At 46.8% G+C, this 19375-nt stretch carries 16 protein-coding genes and 1 pseudogene; 15 read left to right on the top strand and 2 right to left on the bottom strand.

Annotated elements, in window-relative coordinates:
• Window positions 1-25: 25 nt before the first annotated feature.
• Complete coding sequence (locus tag AC06L3_RS06055) at window positions 26-583, bottom strand: DUF4251 domain-containing protein (protein WP_475669725.1); 558 nt, start codon at window positions 581-583, stop codon at window positions 26-28.
• Window positions 584-695: 112 nt separating this feature from the next.
• On the opposite strand from AC06L3_RS06055, the gene AC06L3_RS06050 reads away from it, so the two are divergent.
• Window positions 696-2360 carry a phosphatase PAP2 family protein gene (locus AC06L3_RS06050; RefSeq protein WP_475669724.1) on the top strand — a complete coding sequence of 555 codons (1665 nt, stop codon included), beginning with the start codon at window positions 696-698 and terminating at the stop codon, window positions 2358-2360.
• A 39-nt stretch (window positions 2361-2399) separates the two neighbouring features.
• Window positions 2400-3653 carry an MFS transporter gene (locus AC06L3_RS06045; RefSeq protein WP_475669723.1) on the top strand — a complete coding sequence of 418 codons (1254 nt, stop codon included), beginning with the start codon at window positions 2400-2402 and terminating at the stop codon, window positions 3651-3653.
• A 32-nt stretch (window positions 3654-3685) separates the two neighbouring features.
• On the opposite strand, the gene AC06L3_RS06040 is transcribed toward AC06L3_RS06045, so the two are convergent.
• Window positions 3686-4330, bottom strand: coding sequence for an NUDIX hydrolase (locus tag AC06L3_RS06040; RefSeq protein WP_475669722.1), 645 nt, complete (start codon window positions 4328-4330; stop codon window positions 3686-3688).
• 108 nt (window positions 4331-4438) lie between these two features.
• Between AC06L3_RS06040 and pyrE the strand changes: the two genes are divergently transcribed.
• The 13 genes and pseudogenes from pyrE to brxC all read left to right on the top strand — a co-directional run.
• Entirely contained in the window at window positions 4439-5071 is a 633-nt protein-coding gene (gene pyrE / locus AC06L3_RS06035) for an orotate phosphoribosyltransferase (protein ID WP_475669721.1), read from the top strand.
• 1 nt (window position 5072) lies between these two features.
• Entirely contained in the window at window positions 5073-5531 is a 459-nt protein-coding gene (locus AC06L3_RS06030) for a hypothetical protein (protein WP_475669720.1), read from the top strand.
• Window positions 5528-5827: pseudogene (locus tag AC06L3_RS06025) on the top strand (hypothetical protein); the annotation flags it as partial. The gene AC06L3_RS06030 and the pseudogene AC06L3_RS06025, both read left to right, overlap by 4 nt.
• 78 nt (window positions 5828-5905) lie before the next feature.
• Window positions 5906-7528: a methyltransferase RsmF C-terminal domain-like protein gene (locus AC06L3_RS06020; RefSeq protein ID WP_475669737.1), complete on the top strand. Its 1623-nt coding sequence runs from the start codon at window positions 5906-5908 to the stop codon at window positions 7526-7528.
• A gap of 285 nt (window positions 7529-7813) precedes the next feature.
• The gene (locus tag AC06L3_RS06015; protein ID WP_475669719.1) at window positions 7814-8083 is read left to right on the top strand and encodes a hypothetical protein; all 270 of its coding nucleotides are present in this window, start codon (window positions 7814-7816) and stop codon (window positions 8081-8083) included.
• 568 nt (window positions 8084-8651) lie between these two features.
• Window positions 8652-10979: a TonB-dependent receptor gene (locus tag AC06L3_RS06010; protein ID WP_475669718.1), complete on the top strand. Its 2328-nt coding sequence runs from the start codon at window positions 8652-8654 to the stop codon at window positions 10977-10979.
• A gap of 36 nt (window positions 10980-11015) precedes the next feature.
• Entirely contained in the window at window positions 11016-11333 is a 318-nt protein-coding gene (locus AC06L3_RS06005) for a heavy-metal-associated domain-containing protein (protein WP_475669717.1), read from the top strand.
• Between the two features lie 114 nt (window positions 11334-11447).
• Window positions 11448-13229: a signal peptide peptidase SppA gene (gene sppA / locus AC06L3_RS06000; protein ID WP_475669716.1), complete on the top strand. Its 1782-nt coding sequence runs from the start codon at window positions 11448-11450 to the stop codon at window positions 13227-13229.
• A 10-nt stretch (window positions 13230-13239) separates the two neighbouring features.
• Complete coding sequence (locus tag AC06L3_RS05995; RefSeq protein WP_475669715.1) at window positions 13240-15792, top strand: bifunctional glycoside hydrolase family 9 protein/polysaccharide deacetylase; 2553 nt, start codon at window positions 13240-13242, stop codon at window positions 15790-15792.
• Window positions 15793-15932: 140 nt separating this feature from the next.
• Window positions 15933-16160, top strand: coding sequence for a helix-turn-helix transcriptional regulator (locus tag AC06L3_RS05990; protein ID WP_475669714.1), 228 nt, complete (start codon window positions 15933-15935; stop codon window positions 16158-16160).
• Between the two features lie 6 nt (window positions 16161-16166).
• Window positions 16167-16799 (top strand): DUF1819 family protein, encoded by a 633-nt coding sequence (locus tag AC06L3_RS05985; protein WP_475669713.1) that lies wholly within the window; start codon window positions 16167-16169, stop codon window positions 16797-16799.
• Window positions 16792-17412, top strand: a complete 621-nt coding sequence (locus tag AC06L3_RS05980) for a DUF1788 domain-containing protein (RefSeq protein WP_475669712.1) — start codon at window positions 16792-16794, stop codon at window positions 17410-17412. Before AC06L3_RS05985 ends, AC06L3_RS05980 begins: the two co-directional genes overlap by 8 nt.
• 5 nt (window positions 17413-17417) lie before the next feature.
• On the top strand, window positions 17418-19375 hold a 1958-nt coding region (brxC, locus tag AC06L3_RS05975), incomplete at its 3' end, for a BREX system P-loop protein BrxC (RefSeq protein WP_475669711.1).

The raw sequence follows: 19375 nt of genomic DNA, 5'->3' as shown, positions 1-19375 counted from the left end.
CCACTTTTATAATTTGGATGCTCGATTAATTAAGCGGTGCGGTAACACTGCTCTTGACAGTAACCTGATAATTGCTGTTCTCCAGATATGTGCCGTTATAGCTGATATTTGAGAGCGTGGTGCAGAAGAAATCGATGCTGGTTGCTCCGTTATCGTAAATTCTGAACGTGAGCTCGCAATCCTCAAAGTCATTGCTTCTTGCCTTGAGTACGAAACTGTACATGCCTCTTTTCTGGTCGTATGTCTTGTGGCTTATGGTGTATGTTGCCCTTTGGAACCAGATTCCGTAATCGTTCCCGGGTATTGCAGAGTAAGACTCTCCAATGTATGGGAGATATGCGTCGATTGTTCCGTTCTGAATCCTAACAATATAATCACCATAGAAAGGACGGATGTGAGGGCCGCCTTTAGGAATGATCTGGGTTATTCGGATCTGCATGTCCATATCCTCACAAGCTGCTCCAATTTCTGCGGCCAGGATTGCATCTTCTTCCGCAGAATTTCCACCAATGGCTGCACAGGATGCCAATGATAATGTTAATGTGCTGATAATCAGTAACGAGAATAATCTAAGTGCTTTCATGATATAAATGCTTTTATTTGTTTCAGAAAATGTAGCTCTACAAAATTATGTATTGCTCCAGTCAATTGCAAGAAAATATGTATCTTTGCACGGATTAACCAATAGTTCATTTATGAAGAAAATAGTCTGTCTTTTATCAGTTCTGGCGGCTCTGGTGTTCAGTGCCGGTGAAGTAGATGCTCAGTTTGCATACGGAAATTCGTATGCCGGCGATCAGGGCTCCGATGAATCATCCGCAACAGGTCTGAGAATGCTTTCTCTCAGCCCGAGTTATCTTGAGGGATGGACAAGCGCATCTGCAGGCAACAGCTTTACAAATCACAATATCATGGATGTATTGCATTCAAATGATGATAATCGTGTGTCGGAAGTCAATCAATATCATTTCAAGGTCAGTGATGAGCTGAGTTTCATTCCTGTTCCAATAATTGCTGCAGGTTTCATTGCAAAGACAGGAAAGAACAATTTCAGGGAGGCGAGATTCAGACTGAATTCGGAGTTCCATGACAGGACCGATGACTACATACAGCATCTGCCTATTGTCACAACCTTTGCCTTGAAGATAGCAGGATATGAAGGAAAGAACAACTGGGGCAGATTCCTTGTGAGCGGCGTTCTGTCATACGCAACAATGGGCTTGCTGGTGAATGGTGTGAAATACACTGCAAAGGAAATGCGTCCCGACGGCTCAACCGCCAACTCATTCCCTTCAGGCCATACCGCCACAGCATTCGTTGCAGCTACCATTCTTCACAAGGAGTACGGTCTTACACGCAGCCCATGGTTCAGTGTCCTCGGCTATTCCGCCGCAGCTACCACAGGTGTCATGCGTAGCCTCAACAACCGTCACTGGATAAGCGATATCATGGTTGGCGCAGGTTTCGGTATTCTTGCTACGGACCTCGGTTATGTGTTCGGCGGCCTTATTTTCAAGGACAAGGGAGTGAACAGACTTGAGAGGGAAGGCAACAGCGACCTCTACCAGCATCCTTCATTCATATCTCTTGGTATGGGTGCTACAAGGCTGAACAACATAGATCTTCCTGCTGAGTTGAATTCACCATACGGCTATGCTCCTACATTCGACGGCAAGCTTAGAATCGGAACAGGAACAACGGTTCAGTTCGAGGGAGCATACTATTTCACCCCTTACTTCGGATTGGGCGGCAAAGGAAGAGTCTCCATTTATCCTGTAAGAGCCAACGGCTTGAATGACTACTATTACGCAAAGGATCCCGGTGTAATAATTCCTTATGACTTCTCGAATGTTGACATTACAGACCAGATGGCCGCATATCAGTTCGATCTTGGCCCATATTTCTCGCTGCCGTTCTCAAAGAGATGGAGAGCAAGCGCAAACCTTTCAATGGGTTATCTGCACATGGCCGATTATGATCTGTTCTTCTCCGATGACCGTGACCTGAAAGCGAGCGAAGTAAGACAATGGACAGAGAAGCAGTGGATTGAATTCTTTGCGCAGGGACACACAATAGGTGACTTCATTTCGGTTGACGACAGTAAAAGCATGAAATTCGGAGCAGGTCTTGCCCTTACCTGGGCTTACAGGGAGAATATAAGCTTTGACTTGAAGCTGACATACGATTATTCAAGGTCTCCGTTCAAGGCCTTGTATTACGATGACTATGCTTTTGAGCTTGAATATGAGCAGGACGAGAAGAAGTTTGAAGAAGCTTTCTCCAATGCAATCCATTTTACGGATACAAAGAAAAGCTTCCACCAGCTTGGCGTAATGTTCAATATGTCATTTAACTTCTAGCAAGGATAGATTTCCGTTTTCTCCTGAACAGCCGAGCATATGAAACGCAGTTATTGGATAGTGGCTCTGATCATGTTGTTCTGGTTCATGATTTCATTCATAACCAACATAATAGGCCCGCTTATTCCGGATATCATTGATAATTTCCATCTTCAGGAACTGGCTCTTGCAGGGTTCATTCCAACTTCATTCTTCATAGCCTACGCTGTGATTTCAATCCCTGCCGGACTGCTCATTGAAAAGTACAGTCAGAAGTTCGTGCTTTCTTTGGGCTGGGGACTTCCATTGCTGGGTTCCTTGCTGTTTGCGCTTATGCCGAGTTTCCCTGTACTTCTGGTGTCTTCGTTCACCATCGGACTTGGCATGGCAATGCTCCAGACAACTATCAATCCGCTTACCAGAGTTGCGGGCGGTGAGGAGAACTTCGCTTTCTTTTCAGTCATGGGACAGCTGGTGTTCAGCGGAGCTTCCTTTGTGAGCCCTCAGGTATATTCGAATCTTGTTGCCTCACTGTCATCGGGTCAGAAGTGCAGCGGGATCACAGGAGTGCTTCAGATGCTCACCCCTGCCGAGCTTCCCTGGGTTTCACTATACTGGTTGTTCGTTGGCATTGTTGCCATTATGATAATCATTGTGCTTGTTCTCAGACTGCCTAAACTTGATTTGAACAACGATGAAAAGGTGAGCGGCATTCACGCATACAGGGAGTTGCTGAAAAACAAATACACTTATCTGTTCTTCCTGGGAATCCTCTGCTATGAGGCAACGGAGCAGGGATGTGCCAACTGGATATCCAAGTTCCTTCAGGATTATCACTCAATGGATCCGCAGACAGTGGGCGCCAGCGCAGTGGGTCAGTTCTGGGGTGCAATGGCAGTGGGCTGCATAGCCGGTCTGGGCGCTCTCAAGCTATGGGACTCAAAGAACGTGCTCAAGGTGGCCTGCGTGATGGCTTTCATTACCTTGGCCATGGCACTGTTCGGAGGTGGGGAACTCGCACGCTGGGCATTCCCGCTTTTCGGCTTCTCGCTTTCAGTTATGTATTCCATAGTGTTCTCGCTGGCTTTGAACTCTGTACCGAGATATCAGGGTGCTTTCGCAGGTATTTTATGCACAGCGATAGCCGGTGCAGCTCTCGGACCTCTTATCGTGGCCTGGCTGGGTGACATCTTCGGCCTGAGGGGAGGAATGATGTTCATCTTCCTTACCACCGCATACGTGTTCAGCATAAGCTTCTGGGCAAAGCCTCTTGTAAGCAACAAGACTCTGCGCAGTATGGATAAGGCTGCGTAAAAAAGTTTTCTGAAACTATCGCCGGTGGAAAATCAAAGGTAGCAGGAGAGAACCTTGGCAATTGAAGGGAACGTGTCCTTTATGTATGAGGACAGTTCCTTTTTTTCTACCCATACGGCTTTTTCTATGCCTTCCTCGGTTTGTGGAACAGGTGTGGCGCTTCCTGCATAACGCATTCTGTACCAGTGGGTATGCTTGAGAACAAACTGCCCGTTCAAATGGTAGCTGTGATGCGTGAGGCAGAGCGGCTCAATCTCCCTTGACGGGGCTATTCCGGTTTCCTCCTCAACTTCCCTGAGGGCGGTGCAGACAATGTCTTCACCGGGCTCCTGCTTGCCTTTCGGAAGGTCCCATCTGCCGTTCCTGAATATGAGGAGCAGCTTGCCTTCTGTGTTCTCTATCACTCCGCCGCCGGCATTTATCTGGGTGAAGCCTTCGCTTATCTTTTCAAAAACCTCCTTGTTGCTCAGAGAACCGTTGCCATCCTCGTTTGTTGCAAGTATAAGATTGTGAACGGCTTGCATATTGTCCATCATTTCGCCAACCTTGCTCAGATCCGGAATATGCTGTGCGCAGCAGATTACTGCATTCGGATTTGCAGCCGGTGAAATGGCGGATTCGTTGCAGATGGTCAGTGTGCGTTTTTGAAAATATATGTTGTAAGTTGTGCTGTCCATGTTTGTTCTGTTAAAAGCGCGGCAAAGATAAGACCTTTTTTGGAAAAGAATTTCAAGTTTGGCAAAACAAGTTCTAAATCATTATCTTTGTGGACTAAAATTTAAGATATGGAATCATTTGAAAAAGAAATCGCTCAGGAGTTGCTATCCGTTAATGCTGTCATTTTAAGGCCTGAGAATCCGTTTACCTGGGCAAGCGGTTGGAAATCACCAATTTACTGTGATAATAGAAAAATTTTGTCTTATCCTGAAACTCGAAGCAAGGTTTGCAGGGCATTTGTTGAAGTAATCAAGAAATACTATCCTCAAGTTGAGTATATAGCAGGAGTTGCCACAGGCGCAATTGCAACTGCAGCACTGGTTGCCGATGCACTCGGCCTTCCAATGGTATATGTAAGACCTAAACCAAAGGATCATGGTACAGGCGTACGCGTTGAAGGCGCTTTGAAAAGCGGTGCCAAGGTTGTTGTAATCGAGGACCTTATCTCAACAGGAGCAAGCAGCCTTTCAGCTGTTGACGCTTTGCAGAAGGAAGGCGCCGTTGTTCTTGGAATGGTTGCCAACTTCTCATACAATTTCATCACTTCAATAAGAGCGTTCGAGAATGCAAACGTTGAACTGCATACATTGAGCCACTATGAGGCTCTTCTCGAGCAGGCTGTAGTAACAAACTATATCAAGGAATCAGATCTGAAGGTGCTTTCAGAGTGGAGACTCGCTCCTGACAAATGGGGTATCTGATATGACAGACATAAAAGGTAAAACAGAAGTTATCAATCTGCCTGCTCCGCAGCTTTACGCCGCCTTTGCGGATATGCGCAATTTCGTGCGCAATCTTCCGGAGGACAAGCAGAGCCAGGTCCAGGCAACCGAGGATACCTTGCAGGCGCAGGTTCAGGGCTTCAACCTTGGTGCGCAGATCTGCAGCCGCATGCCATATTCATACGTTCAGATGAAGGAACTGGGCGGAGCACCTTTCAAGTTCAATGTGGAGGCGTTCATGAATCCTGTTGATTTGCAGCGCACCGAGTTCCATCTCGAACTTCATGCGGACCTTCCTTTCATGATAAAGATGATGCTTGGCGGCAAGTTGCAGACTCTTGTTGATACAATTACCGAGAAGCTCAAGGATGCTTCCGAGGGCAAAATCAATCCTTCGGGCATAAACATTGACGAACTCAAAGCAAAGATGAACATATGATACTGCCTGCAGGTTTCGAGGAACTTTTCAAGGAATCGCTGGGGAGTAGCGCATACGAGCGCTATTCCTCGGCGATTTCTGCTAGTCCATTGGCCTGTGTGCGCATCAATCCTTCAAAGTTCAGTTGCGAGGACCTGCTGGCAATATGGCCGGATGCTCAGCAGGTACCATGGTGCAGCAACGGATTCTATCTGAGCGAAAGACCGAATTTCACTCTTGACCCGCTTTTCCATGCCGGTGCATATTATGTTCAGGATGCTTCATCCATGTTCCTGGAGGGGGTGTTCAGACAGATAGAATCTTGCAGGGAATACTTTGCAAGGAATGCCGCTTCCGGTACGCAGGCCAATACCTGTCTTCCCGGTGTTTCTGCAATGGATTCTGCTTTATGTGCCTTGGCAGGTATGCACGCAGACTCAGTATCAGACCCTGCGGCAGGTTCCGGTGCTAGATTCGCTGAATATAAATCCCTGCGGGTTCTGGACCTGTGTGCGGCACCTGGCGGAAAATCCACACACCTGCTGTCCTTGCTCGAGCCTGATTCACTGCTGGTAAGCAACGAGGTCATATCCTCCCGTGCAACAATACTCAAGGAGAATCTTGAAATATGGGGCACGGCAAATGCTGTTGTCACTTCCTCCGATTCTGAAGTTTTTGCGGCACAGCTGCCTGAATTCTTTGATATTGTGCTTGTTGACGCACCTTGCTCCGGCGAGGGTATGTTCCGCAAGATGGACAGCGCTTCAGGCAATGCGGCCACTGAAAACTGGTCCCTGGACAATGTGAAACTGTGTGCGGCACGTCAGCAGCGCATTCTCTCCAGCGCAGTGAAGTGCCTCAAACCAGGAGGATGGCTCATTTATTCCACCTGCACATACAATCATTTCGAGAACGATGACCAGCTGGCTTTTCTCAAGTCCGGGTTCGGATTTGAAGTACAGCCTATTTCCCTGTTTGATAGATATTTTTCTTCTTTGAATGGCATTGCAGCATCAAATTCAATAGAAAACAATACGTTCACGAACATAAACCATTCCTGTGATTCAGCCCCCGCAATAAACTCTCTCTGTGCGAATACAAGTATTCCTGTGCTCGTGAAAACCACTAACGGAGGCTATCAGTTCATACCGGGCCTGGTGCGAGGTGAAGGCCAGTTCTGCGCTCTTCTTCACCTGCCGCAGTCCCCGCTTGCTTCGCAACTTTCCCCACTTGGCGATAGTTCCACAACTTGTTCGTCTGGTTCATCCGGTTCCGCCGGTACGGAACTTCCTGGGACTCAAGTAGTGGGAAATAACGCTTGTTCTGAAAATAATTCGTTGTATATGCCGCATTGCGGCGAAGTTCGCAGCCCTGAAGACTTCCGTTATGGTATTCCAGCGAATCAGGTAGTCAGAAACAAACATGGCAGGCGTGTTGATGGCAACAGGAGATTGAACAAGCGTGGAGGAGCAGATTCAAAGTCTCAGAAAAATTCGGACCGCATCAAGGTACCTGAAGCAATGTCTTCACTGATTGATGTCCTGAACAAATCCTGCGAAGATGTGATTGTCCGTCAGCAGGGTGAACTGTTCAAGATTCTGCCGGCTAATCTTGCCATTGACATTGATTGCATATCAAGCGCCGTAAGAGTGCTCGGCTCCGGAGTGGCATTAGGCACGATCAAGGGCAAGGATTTCATACCTGATGCACAGCTCGCCACATCCAATCTCATTGGTTCGGACTTTGCATTCCATAACAGTGTCAGTGCACCAACGGATTCACAAACTTCAGAAAAGGGATTTGAAACTTTTGCAATGAATTCCAGTGCATTCAAGATGGTTGAAGTTGACCGCGAAACTGCGCTTAAATTTCTGGCAAAGCAGCTTAATGCTCTGGAAGATGCTCCGCTGGGAATACTCCTGATTTGCTATCGTGGTAAAGGACTGGGATTCTTGAAGAACATAGGCAGGCGCGTGAATAATCTTCTGCCGAATTCGCGGCGCATACTCAATCTGTAATTTTTCATTTTTTCTCCGTTTCCGAGCAGGTTTGTCCCCAGAACCTGCTCGTTCTGCTGTTCTACTTCGTTTCCAAGCAGGTTTGTCCACACCAGCGTTATGGAGATCGTGTTTCCCCGGTAGGACACTGAAATTATCGGAGCATGAACAGCACTTTATTTCACAGGTGGCTTATTATGATTGCAATATTACTTTTTTGTGGCAATTGGTATGAAAATTGCTAAATTTGCAGTGCAATGAGAAAAATGTTCAGCCATATTGCCATGCTCGCTCTGGCGTTGTGCTATGTCCTTTCCACTATGGGATATGGCGTTCATCATTGTGACCACGACGGTACCAGCAATGTCGTTCTTTGCTATGGCGAGTCTCCTTGTGAACATTGCCACGAACATGAACAAGCTTGTGGTAAAGGTCATGCGATTTGTGATATGGACCATGACGCTTCAGGTCATTGCCAATGCAATGCATGCAAATCAGGTGCAAGCGTTTCACATGATTCTGCAAAAAGCGGGTCCGCTCAAGAAGGGAGCTGTAAGTGTTCAAGCGGGCTGTTAGCTGAGCCAGCCAAGTGCGTATGCAGTGAGTGCGAGTATCATCACAGCAGCAAGTGCTGCCATACAAGAATATTCAGAATTTCAAGTGAACAGGTTCTGCAGGATGGTTCCCAGTGTCCTGCGGCAGGTGTTTATATGCTGGTGTATTTGCCGGAACTCTCTTTCTTGAACAATTCTTGCTTCAACGTTGATTTTGTGCGTGAGCGGATTCCTGCTCCGCCTCTTATTACGGGCAATTCTATAAATGTAATAAATTCACAATTCCGTATTTAGCCGGTCCGGCCGTAAAAATGCTGTTTTTTCGGACAAGTTCAGGATTCCGGCCGCGAAATCCGTCTTTTTTCGGCGGAATGCGCCAAAAAACAGCGAACAGCCGCGAAATCCGTCTTTTTTCGGACGAGTTTGGCATTTCGGCCGAAAATTTGCCTTTTTTTCGGCCGCAAGTTCATGCAAAGGTTTGTATTGTGCACATTTGATGGCTGAGATTGGCAAAACGGTCACATTTTCTGGAAAAATGTGACCAAACGGTGATGAACCATCGCCGGTGAAAAATGAAAATGAATAATGAAATGAAAAAGGTTCTGTTGATAATGATAATGGTCTGGGGCTCCGTTGCGGGCCTGTTCGCACAGAGCGGGATCTTGAGAGGGCGGGTGAATACCGTTTCTCAGGGAGAAAAGAGCCCTGCGGCCTACGCTTCCATTATTGTGCTGGAAACCAATAAGTTCTATGAGTGCAATGATAAAGGTGAGTTCAGAATCGAGAAGCTGCCTGCAGGCAATGCTACGCTGGTGGCATCGTATGTGGGCTTTGCAAGTGATACATTGTGCCTTAGTGTTGCATCTGACGGTCAGGTCAGCAAAGCAAATGACGGCAGTGCCGCTTCTGTGAGTACTGATGGAGGAACTGCTTTATGCGAGTTCAATCTTTTGAGCAACACCGAGCTTGAGGCACTGGTTGTGACCGGAAGACAGGGCGGCAACTATCTGTCAAAGAGCGCAAATATGAAGACCGAGGTGATATCGGCCGCAGGATTGTGCAAGATGGCCTGCTGCTCGCTTGCCGAGAGTTTTGAGAATTCGGCAAGTGTAAGTGTCGGCTTCTCGGATGCAATCACAGGCGCCCGTCAGATAAGGCTGCTCGGCCTTTCAGGCGCCTATACACAGATGCTGGATGAGAACAGGCCTGTGATGCGCGGACTTGCTGCTCCGTTCGGTCTTGACTATATTCCCGGTCAGTGGCTGGAAAGCATCCAGATTGCCAAGGGACCGAGTTCGGTAATCAACGGTCTGGAGGCTGTTACGGGCCAGATAAACATGGAGCACAGGAAGCCTACTGCGGAGAATCCGCTGTTCGTGAATCTGTTCTTCAACAACAATGTGAGGGCCGAAGCCAATGTGGCATCAAGCCTTCAGTTGAACGATAAGTGGTACACTGTAATAATGGCCCACGTGTCAAAGGATATGAAGAAGCACGATATGAATGACGACGGCTTCCGTGATGACCCTCTTAAAACGCAGTTCAATTTTGACAACAGATGGCTGTACCAGGCTTCGGAAGGCGGTCCGCAGATTAGATTCGGTCTGAAAGCCGTGAGCGACAAGCGAATAGGAGGTCAGATGGATTACAAGGAGGGTATGAATGATGATTATGACAGCTTCGTGGCGGTTCCGCAGAGCAGAGCCTGGGGCTCCGAAATCAGGAACAAGGGCATTGACGGCTATCTGAAAATAGGCGTGCCTATTGCTGCGGAAGGTGAAACCAATATTGCAATGGTGGCGGATGTTTCATATTACGATATGAAGTCAAGTTTCGGCAACAAGCGCTACAACGGCCATCAGACAATGGGCTTCGTGAACATAATTTCCCAGAACAGGCTGGCTCCATGCCACAAGTTGAGCGCAGGACTCACCGGTCAGTTCGACAAAATATACGAGAATCTTTATGAATCGCATCAGGCACCACTGCAGGACCTTGGCTTCCTTGGCAAACGCGACAATGTGTACGGAGTTTTCTCTGAATACACTTACGATAGCAAAAATGAGAAACTTTCCGTTATTGCAGGCCTCAGGGCCGATTATCATACACTTACAAGCCAGTGGTACCTTGCGCCAAGGGTGACTTTGAAATACTCGCTTACCGACAAACTGATTTTCAGGGCGAACGGCGGACGCGGACTCAGAAGCGCCAACGTGATTGCGGACAATCTTGGAATGCTATCGTCAGGTAGAGAGATATATCTTGAGGAGAAGCCTCAGATGGAGGATGCCTGGACTTTCGGGGCTAATGTGAGCCAGTATTTCAAGCTGGGATACGGTGAGGATTCATACATAAGCTTCGATTACTTCAGGACCAATTTCAAGGAGCAGCTGGTTGTTGACTGGGACAAGAATCTGTCAAGGGTATCGCTGTACAATTGCAAGGGAAAATCATTCACTGATACCTATCAGGTGGATCTGAGTCTTGAACCGATAGAGGGACTTACAACAATGCTCACTTTCAGATACACAAATGCAAAAGTGAAAATGGACGGGCAGGGACTGGTTGACCGTCCTCTGATGAGCAAATACAAGGGCGTGTTCAACGTTCAGTACGCTACGAATCTGCAGAAATGGATCTTTGATTTCACGGCTCAGCTGAACGGTCCTTCGGCCAAGCCTCAATTCATCGGCGGTGGTGAGAGCAATCCGTACGGGTTGTTCTACTTCCAGATTACCAAGAAATTCCGCGGACTGGATCTGTACGGAGGAGTGGAGAACATTGGCAACTACACCCAGAGCAATCCTATAATTGATGCGCAGAATCCTTTCTCCAAGGATTTCAATGCGGCAATGATCTGGGCGCCGCTGATGGGACGTATGTTCTATGTGGGTATGAGACTCACACTTTGGAAATAAATGCATGTACAAACAAATCAATAAAATACAAAAATCATGAAAGCATTAAGAATTTTATCTATGATTCTTGTTACCGTGCTTTGCTTTGCAATAAGCGCAGGCGCACAGGACAAGAAGGGCGGCAAAGCCGTAGCAGAAGTCACTTTTACAGCAAACATTCATTGCAATAACTGCAAGAAGAAATGTGATGCAAACCTCGGTTTCATCAAAGGTGTGAAGAAGTTCAAGGTCAGTGTTCAGGACAAGACGGTATGGTTCCAGTACGATCCCAAGAAGGTAAGCGAGCAGCAGCTTGCAAACGAACTGGCCAAGCTCGGTTTCCCTGCAACAAAGAAAGAGGAAGCTGCCAAATAGTTGCATGTGATTCAGTACTTGAATACGCTCCGGTTATCTCCGGGGCGTTTTTTTTTCGTTCCAATTCTTTTTTTTGTAAATTTGAAAGTTTAATATGAATAACTGAACCCGTTTATGAAAGCTTTCTTTAAATTTCTATTAGCTTCATTCATAGGTGCTTTGCTCGCATTGGGAGTGTTCTGCATTGTGTCTGTGATTTATTTCGTTGCCATGATAGCCATTTCGGCATCATCTTCGAAGAGCGAAAACGTATTGCCTGAATCATTTGTGCTTAAGGTGGACCTGGCTTCGCCTGTAGCTGAGAGAAGCGTTGAGGACCCTTTCAGCGGTCTGCAGAGCAATCTCGGAGTGTTCCAGCTGTCAATGGGCGGCAATTCTCTTGGAATCAAGGAAGCTGTTGATGCAATAAATGCGGCTTCAGAAGATCCGGCGGTGAAGCTGATTTATCTGAAAGCCAACGATGCAATGTGCTCTATGCCTAATATGGAAGCTCTCAGAAGAGCTCTGGAAAATTTCAGGCTGAGCGGCAAACCTGTAATTGCATATGCTGACAACTATTCACAGAGTTCGTATTTCATAGCCAGTGTTGCAGACAGGATATATGTGAACAACCAGTGTTTCTTCCCTATGACAGGACTTGGAACCAGCATGCTTTTCTTCAAGGACCTTCTGGACAAACTCGGGCTCAACGTTGAATGCATAAGACACGGAAAATTCAAGGCTGCGGCTGAGCAGTTCATTGAGAATCATATTTCAGAAGCAAACAAGCTTCAGAACGAGCGTATGCTCACATCAATATGGGAAAGCTGGTCTGAGGATATATGCAGGAGCAGGGAGTTGAGCAGGGAACAGCTGGACAGCCTTGTGAATGCACTCGCAATATCGGACGCTTCTTCAATGGTTGAGAACCATCTGGCCGATTCATCAGTTACAAAGATAGAGATAGGACAGATAGTTGCAGACCTCTTTGGCGTTGAGAAGGAGAAGGATGTGAAGATGGTCAGCCTTGACAGTTACGCAAGTCAGAAATCAGCAGGCAAGTCCAAGGCAAAGGACAAGCTTGCAATAATTTATGCCGAGGGCGAGATTGTAATGGAAGGCGAAGGAATGGCCGCACAGGAACTTTGCCCTGTAATCAGGAAGGTTGCAGCGGATTCTTCAATCAAGGCGGTTGTTCTCAGAGTTAATTCTCCTGGCGGAGACGCCCAGGCCGCTGAGCAGATAAGGGTTGAACTTCAGGAATTGAGAAAGAACAAGCCTGTTGTAAGCAGTTTCGGCGAGTATGCAGCCAGCGGCGGTTACTGGATTTCAGCTCAGTCCGACAAGATCATTACCGAGCGTACAACAATCACGGGCTCAATAGGCGTATTCAGCCTTTTGTTCAACTATGGCAATGCACTCAAGAAAACTCTTGATATCAATACCGAGAACATTGGAACACATCAGCATTCTACATTCATGTCAATGTCGGAGCCGCTTGACAAAACCGAGCGCGCTTATATGCAGAAGATGGTTGAGGATGTTTACTCCCAGTTCATTTCAATTGTTGCAGACGGAAGGAACATGAGTCTTGGAATGGTTGACTCTCTTGGTCAGGGCCGTGTATGGACTGGAGCAGATGCTGTGGTATGCTCACTGGCAGACAGGATAGGAGGCATTGATGATGCCATTGAGGAAGCCGCACGGATTGCAGGCCTGGCTGAATACAAGGTGGTTGAATATCCAAAAGTCAAGTCTTCATTCGAGACATTGATGGAGTCTCTTTCAAACGGTGGTAAGTCCGCATTGCTTCCTGAGCAGTTCAAGGGCATTGAGAGGGCTTACAGTTCATTGAACAAGTTCGAGGGCAGCAAGGCATACGCCCGTATTCCTTACATTTACGAAATAACTTATTAAAGCATAGACTATGAAACGATTTTATTTGTTCCTTCTGGCAGCTGTGATAAGCTTCGGCGCGCAGGCAGGAGAGTGGGTGAGGGTCAACCAGATCGGATACCTCCCGAATGATATCAAGGTGGCGGTGTATTTGAACAGCGAGGATGTTGCAAGCGCAAACGCTCAGGAGAATATGTTCCAGCTTGTTGATGCAGTAACTGGAAAAACCGTGTTCAGCGCTCCCGTGGAATATGCAAAGAACCCAGGCAAATGGGCGTTGAAGACAGGCGCCCGCCTGAATTTCAGTGAGTACAATATCCCTGGTGGTTACTATGTGCAGTTCCGTGGCGCAAAGTCTCCGGTCTTCAGAATAGGCACGGATGTTTATGACGGACTGTCCGATTTCCTTCTCACATATATGAGGCAGCAGCGTTGCGGCTACAACCCTTACAATGATGCTGAATGCCACACTCACGATGGTTTCATTGTTGACCATCCTACACGCAGCGGCGAGCACATTGACGTAACCGGCGGCTGGCACGATGCGGCTGACTATCTGCAGTACCAGACAACCAGTGCTACAGCCTGCTACCATATGCTTTTCGCTTACATGCAGCAGAAGGACAAATCCGTTTTCAAGGATGAGTACGACGCAAGGGGAAAGAAAGGCTCGAACGGTATTCCTGATATCCTTGACGAGGCCAGATGGGGCCTTGACTGGCTTGTGAAGATGAATCCTGAATACGGTGTGATGTTCGCTCAGATTGCCGACGACCGTGACCATGCAGGTTTCCGTTTTCCTCAGGACGATGAGGTTGATTATGGCTGGGGCCCCGGTCAGGGACGTCCTGTATATTTTGTAACAGGCAAGCCTCAGGGACTTGGCAAGTATATCAACCGTACAACCGGTGTTGCGTCAGTTGCAGGAAAGTTCTCATCAACATTCGCTCTTGGTGCAGCAGCTTTCAAGGACATTGATCCTAAATTCGCCGCAATGCTCACCGCAAAGGCTCAGGAGGCATACGACTTTGCACTCACAAAGCCAGGCAATACCCAGACAGCTTGCCTTGTATCACCTTATTTCTATGAGGAAGATACCTATACCGATGATGTGGAGCTTGCCGCAGCCACTTTCTACAATTATACACTTGGCGATGGCAAACAAATGCTCAACAGCACCACCAACAATGCCAAGTGGCTCAAGGATGCAGATTACTGGGGAGAACTGGAGCCTGTTTCACCTTGGATGGAGCTCGGACGCGGAAGGCATTATCAGTTCTATCCTTTCATCAACCTGGGGCACTATTACCTTGCGAATTCAAGCGATGCAAAGGTGGCTGCAAAATATCAGGAATTCATGAGAATGGGTCTTGAGGACCTGCTCAACAGGGGTGAGGGCGATCCTTTCCTCAACGGTATTCCATATATATGGTGTTCGAACAACCTTACATCCGCAGCCATAACCCACGCAAGACTTTATGCCCAGAGCACAGGCAGCAGGGAATTCCTGGAAATGGAAGCTGCGCTGCGTGACTGGCTTCTGGGCTGTAACCCTTGGGGTACAACAATGATAAGCGGTTATCCTTTCGGCGGTTCCGACGTTCCTGTTGAGCCTCATTCATCATATACCGCAAACCTTGGCGTGATACCTTACGGCGGTCTTCTTGACGGACCTGTTTACAGAACGGTGTTCGAGGAGAGAGCCGGAAACTCATTGCGCAATCCTGATGCATTCAAGGAACTGAACCAGGGTATTGCTGTCTATCACGATGACCTTGGCGATTATGCAAGCAACGAGCCTACAATGGACGGTACAGCAGGCCTTACCTATTATTTTGCCACAAAGGAGAATCAGGGACTTGAGCAGGCCGCTGCGCTCAAGCAGGCTTCAGTTGTAAAGGATGCCTACGGCGCAGTCATAAGAATTGCTCCTGAAACAAGGAACATATATCTCGTGTTCACCGCAGATGTCAATTTCAACGGTGGTGAAGCCATAGTCAAGGAACTTAAGAAGAACAATATAAAGGGCTCGTTCTTCTTCACAGGCAACGGTCTGAGAGCGGAAGCCAACAAGGAGATAATCAGAAAGATAATTGAGGAGGGCCATTATGTAGGCGGTCATTCAGATTCCCACATGCTCATTGCAAACTGGGGCAAGAGAGATTCACTGATAGTTACATATGACCAGATAACAGAGGATCTCAAGAAGAATGCCGAGGCTCTTGCAGAGTATGGCGTTTCTCCTGAGGATTCACGCTGGTTCCTCCCTCCATACGAATACTACAACAAGGAAAGCGTATTTCTCACCAACTCAATGGGTTACAGGATGGTGAACTATACTCCTGGAATTGCAACACCGGCAGATTACACAACACCTGATATGCCTAACTACAAGGATTCGCAGACTCTTATCAATGCTCTCTATAATTTCGAGAAGGTTGAGGGTCTCAATGGCGCAATCGTGCTCATACATCCGGGCATAGACGAGAGCCGTACAGACCGTCTGTACAACCGTCTTGGTGAAATCATTAAATATTTCAAGAGCAGAGGCTACAAATTCGCCTCTCTCAAAGACGTGAAATAGTTCAGAATAAGAAATAATAATTTCTGGAAACCGAATCCATGCGACTTAATGAGTTTGCATGGATTTGCTGTTAAAAAACTTTCTAATTTGGAAATATATTTCAATACTTTTGCTATATTTACATCATTAAATTCAAAATTATGGAAGTAAAAAGATTGAATCGACTAAAGGTTGTAATGGCTGAGAAGGATTTATCCAATACTTGGTTGTCTGAAAAGCTAGGGGTCAGCCAGGCGACCGTTTCCAAATGGATGACCAATTTCTCCCAGCCAAATCTTGAATCGCTCATCAAAATATCAAAAGTTCTCAATGTAGATGTTAACGAGTTGATTCGCCCGGATGAAGTTCAAATTGGTGAGGAGGTATAAATGGCAATGGGACAAGATACATATAACATAGGCTTTACCGCCGGTGCTGCAATGCTGAATGAAATGAAAGCTGTAGCAGGGGCGCTTATGGAATGTGGTGGTGACTGGGAGAAGACCAAAGATAAGACCTTCAAGGAGAACTTGATGGAAAAGGATAAAAAGTCTTCCAATGTCCGCTACTTCGCCCTTATGAAACAGCGTCTTGAGGTCCTGAATGACGAGCAGCTTTCAATGCTTGTAGATGGAACGGCCGTAGTCCGTCGCCTTATTGTTTTGTTGGCAATATGCAAGGCACATTCCTTTATATATGATTTCATATCGGAAAACATCAGGGAGTGTTTCTTCAATCAGTACGAAAAGGTTACTCAGGCAAACTTCAATGAGTTCTTCAACGAAAAGAAGTACATTCATCCAGAACTTGAAGCCGTGACTGACCAAACTGTAGCCAAAATGCGACAGGTTGTGTTCCGCATTCTTGAACAGTTGGAAATCATAGAGTCTGTTGACACAGGATTGTTGCAACGTCCTTACCTTCCTGAGAAGGTTGAATGCGCCATCGTAAAGGATGATCCAAAACTTCTTGCAGCCTTCCTATATTCAAATAACGAAATCAGTAATGCCATAAGCTTATATGAATAATACTTCGATATACTCAGCACAGGCCTATCGTGATATGGACTCTCTTTTTGAAGAGGTGTTCCGAAAACTCATTTCCCCAGACTTTGGCAAGAATCTGGGTGGTGAACTTCCGTTGTTCATCCAGCCAATACCAAACCAAGGTCAAACCGAGTTGAATAGTCAGACTCAGCGATTGGTCAGCCGGCTTTCAAAGAAAGGAAAAACGGCCATGACCATTGATCTGTATGATCTCTGTATCAAGCTGCTTGAAGGTGAGGGCGTGCTTCAGACCATTCTTGAAGACGAGACAAATCTGGAGCAGGAGGACATAGTATCAACCATAGACAGCATTCTGGATATCAAGTCTGTTATCATTCCCCACATCAGCGAAATGATAAACGGGCAGAATCCTGATTTCGTATTCATCACAGGCGTGGGCAGAGTCTATCCGTTCATCCGTTCTCATGGCATTCTGAACAACCTTGATGAACTTGCCAAGCAGAACAATCTCATATTGTTCTTCCCAGGCGAATACAACAACCTTCAACTTTCGCTCTTTGGAACAATCTCGGATGAGAACTATTACAGAGGTCATAATCTCGATGAAATAAAAGTAACTATCGATCAAATCTGAACACAATGATACAGGAACAGATTTACAAAAAAGATATTAACCGTACGATTGACGGCGTTATCAAGGCTGACAGTACCGCAAAACTGGCGGAGGAAATCACCGAGTATGTAATCACAGCCGAGCAGATTCGTCTGCTTCCCCGTCTGTTTGAGAATTTGGTGCCTGGCTCAAAGGCAAATTGTGTCTGGATTTCAGGTGACTTCGGTTCGGGTAAGTCACACTTGCTGAAGATACTCTCATACGTTCTTGAAAACAAACTAGTCATTGAAGGCCACCCTTGTGCTGATATTTTTGCAGAAAAGGCGAATGATGACTTCGAGCTGAAGGAGCAGATACAGAAGGCTTGCAAGGTTTCTACTGAAAGTGTACTCTTCAACATACAGGAACTTCATGATGGTCTTGGCAAGAATGTCAATGACCCTGTACTCACCATCTTCCTGAAGGTGTTCAACAAGAAGTTCGGTTACGACGACAAGAAGCCGGAGATTGCAGAGATTGAACGTTACTACGATAACAGGGGACAATACGAACTGCTCAAGTCTGAATACCAGAAACGTCATGGAGAGTCATGGGAGGATGCCCGCAAATCCATTCTTCTCAAACTACAGAAACTGGCAGAGGTTGTCGCTGACATCGAAGGTATTGATAAGGCTACAGCCGAGAAGAACCTTCGTGCTCAGATCAGCGGCTTCAAGATGGATATAGACGGTTTCGTTACCATCATCAAGGAGCACCTTGCCAAGCAACCTGCCGGAAGTCGCTTCATCTTCTTTGTCGATGAGGTCGGCCAGTTCATCGGCAAGGATGTGCATCGTATGCTCTCACTCCAGACCATTGCAGAAGGCTTGACCGACAAGACTGATGGTCGTGCGTTCATAGTAGTGACTTCTCAGATGGATATGGAGTCAACTCTTGGTGACCTCAATACTCAGCAGTCAAATGACTTCTCCCGTATTCAGGGACGTTTCACCACTCGTATCTTCCTGACCAGTGCCAATGCCGACGAGGTTATCCAGCGTCGTCTGCTTGAAAAGAAGGATGATGCCAACAAGCAGCTTTGCCTTGAATACGAAAAGCAGAAGAATATTATCCGCTCATTGTTCAACTTTGGCGATCAGAGCCAGTTCCGTAATAACTACAAGAGCGATGCGCAGTATGCCATCTGCTTCCCATTCGTGGATTATCAGTTCAATCTTCTCCAGGCATCTATCATTGAACTGAGCAAGAACAATGCATTCAGCGGTAAGCAGCAGTCTGTCGGTGAGCGAAGTATGCTTACCATCACGCAGGATGTAGCCAAACTTTACAAAGACAAGGATTTGAACCAGATTGTTCAGTTCTGCGACATGTACGAAGGTTTGCGTGGTGTTCTCCAGACAAAGATTTCCAACGACATTCTACAGGCAGAGCGTACCCTCAATGATGAACTGGCATTGAAGGTACTCAAAACCCTCTTCCTTGTGAAGTACGTCAAGGGATTCCCTTCATCATTAGATAATATCACTCGCGTGATGCTCCCTACGCTTGATACCGACTTCCCTGCATTCCGTAGCGATATTCAGGAGGCTCTCAACAAGTTGGTGCGCCAGTCGTACATCGAGAAGGGGGCGAATGACGAGTACCACTATCAGACCAATGAGGAAAAGGACATCGAGACCGAAATCAAGAATGAGGAACTTCGCCCGGAAGCAACCAATGAGGAGCTGAAGAAGATCTTCCGCGACGAAATCTTCTCAGAGCCAAAGATTAAGCTCTCCAACTCCAAGATATTCCCATACGGTCGTATGGTTGATGAAGTACAGGATGGACGTGATGCAGAAATGTTCATTCACTTTATTACTCCACTCAACAACCTCTCTGAGGCTGACCGTAACAACATGAACATGTATTCAATGCGTCATCCAGAGCAGCTGATTGTTGTACTTGGCGAAGACAAGTACCTAAGTGACGATATGGTCATGTT

It is taken from the genome of Candidatus Egerieousia sp. (assembly GCF_056211015.1).
This window is presented reverse-complemented; position numbering and strand designations above follow the sequence as displayed.

What these genes read in the sequence shown, in the direction of transcription:
- AC06L3_RS06055 (WP_475669725.1), bottom strand. Translation starts at nt 583, where the DNA reads ATGAAAGCACTTAGATTATTCTCGTTACTGATTATCAGCACATTAACA.
- AC06L3_RS06050 (WP_475669724.1), top strand. Translation starts at nt 696, where the DNA reads ATGAAGAAAATAGTCTGTCTTTTATCAGTTCTGGCGGCTCTGGTGTTC.
- AC06L3_RS06045 (WP_475669723.1), top strand. Translation starts at nt 2,400, where the DNA reads ATGAAACGCAGTTATTGGATAGTGGCTCTGATCATGTTGTTCTGGTTC.
- AC06L3_RS06040 (WP_475669722.1), bottom strand. Translation starts at nt 4,330, where the DNA reads ATGGACAGCACAACTTACAACATATATTTTCAAAAACGCACACTGACC.
- pyrE (WP_475669721.1), top strand. Translation starts at nt 4,439, where the DNA reads ATGGAATCATTTGAAAAAGAAATCGCTCAGGAGTTGCTATCCGTTAAT.
- AC06L3_RS06030 (WP_475669720.1), top strand. Translation starts at nt 5,073, where the DNA reads ATGACAGACATAAAAGGTAAAACAGAAGTTATCAATCTGCCTGCTCCG.
- AC06L3_RS06020 (WP_475669737.1), top strand. Translation starts at nt 5,906, where the DNA reads ATGGATTCTGCTTTATGTGCCTTGGCAGGTATGCACGCAGACTCAGTA.
- AC06L3_RS06015 (WP_475669719.1), top strand. Translation starts at nt 7,814, where the DNA reads ATGTCCTTTCCACTATGGGATATGGCGTTCATCATTGTGACCACGACG.
- AC06L3_RS06010 (WP_475669718.1), top strand. Translation starts at nt 8,652, where the DNA reads ATGAAAAAGGTTCTGTTGATAATGATAATGGTCTGGGGCTCCGTTGCG.
- AC06L3_RS06005 (WP_475669717.1), top strand. Translation starts at nt 11,016, where the DNA reads ATGAAAGCATTAAGAATTTTATCTATGATTCTTGTTACCGTGCTTTGC.
- sppA (WP_475669716.1), top strand. Translation starts at nt 11,448, where the DNA reads ATGAAAGCTTTCTTTAAATTTCTATTAGCTTCATTCATAGGTGCTTTG.
- AC06L3_RS05995 (WP_475669715.1), top strand. Translation starts at nt 13,240, where the DNA reads ATGAAACGATTTTATTTGTTCCTTCTGGCAGCTGTGATAAGCTTCGGC.
- AC06L3_RS05990 (WP_475669714.1), top strand. Translation starts at nt 15,933, where the DNA reads ATGGAAGTAAAAAGATTGAATCGACTAAAGGTTGTAATGGCTGAGAAG.
- AC06L3_RS05985 (WP_475669713.1), top strand. Translation starts at nt 16,167, where the DNA reads ATGGGACAAGATACATATAACATAGGCTTTACCGCCGGTGCTGCAATG.
- AC06L3_RS05980 (WP_475669712.1), top strand. Translation starts at nt 16,792, where the DNA reads ATGAATAATACTTCGATATACTCAGCACAGGCCTATCGTGATATGGAC.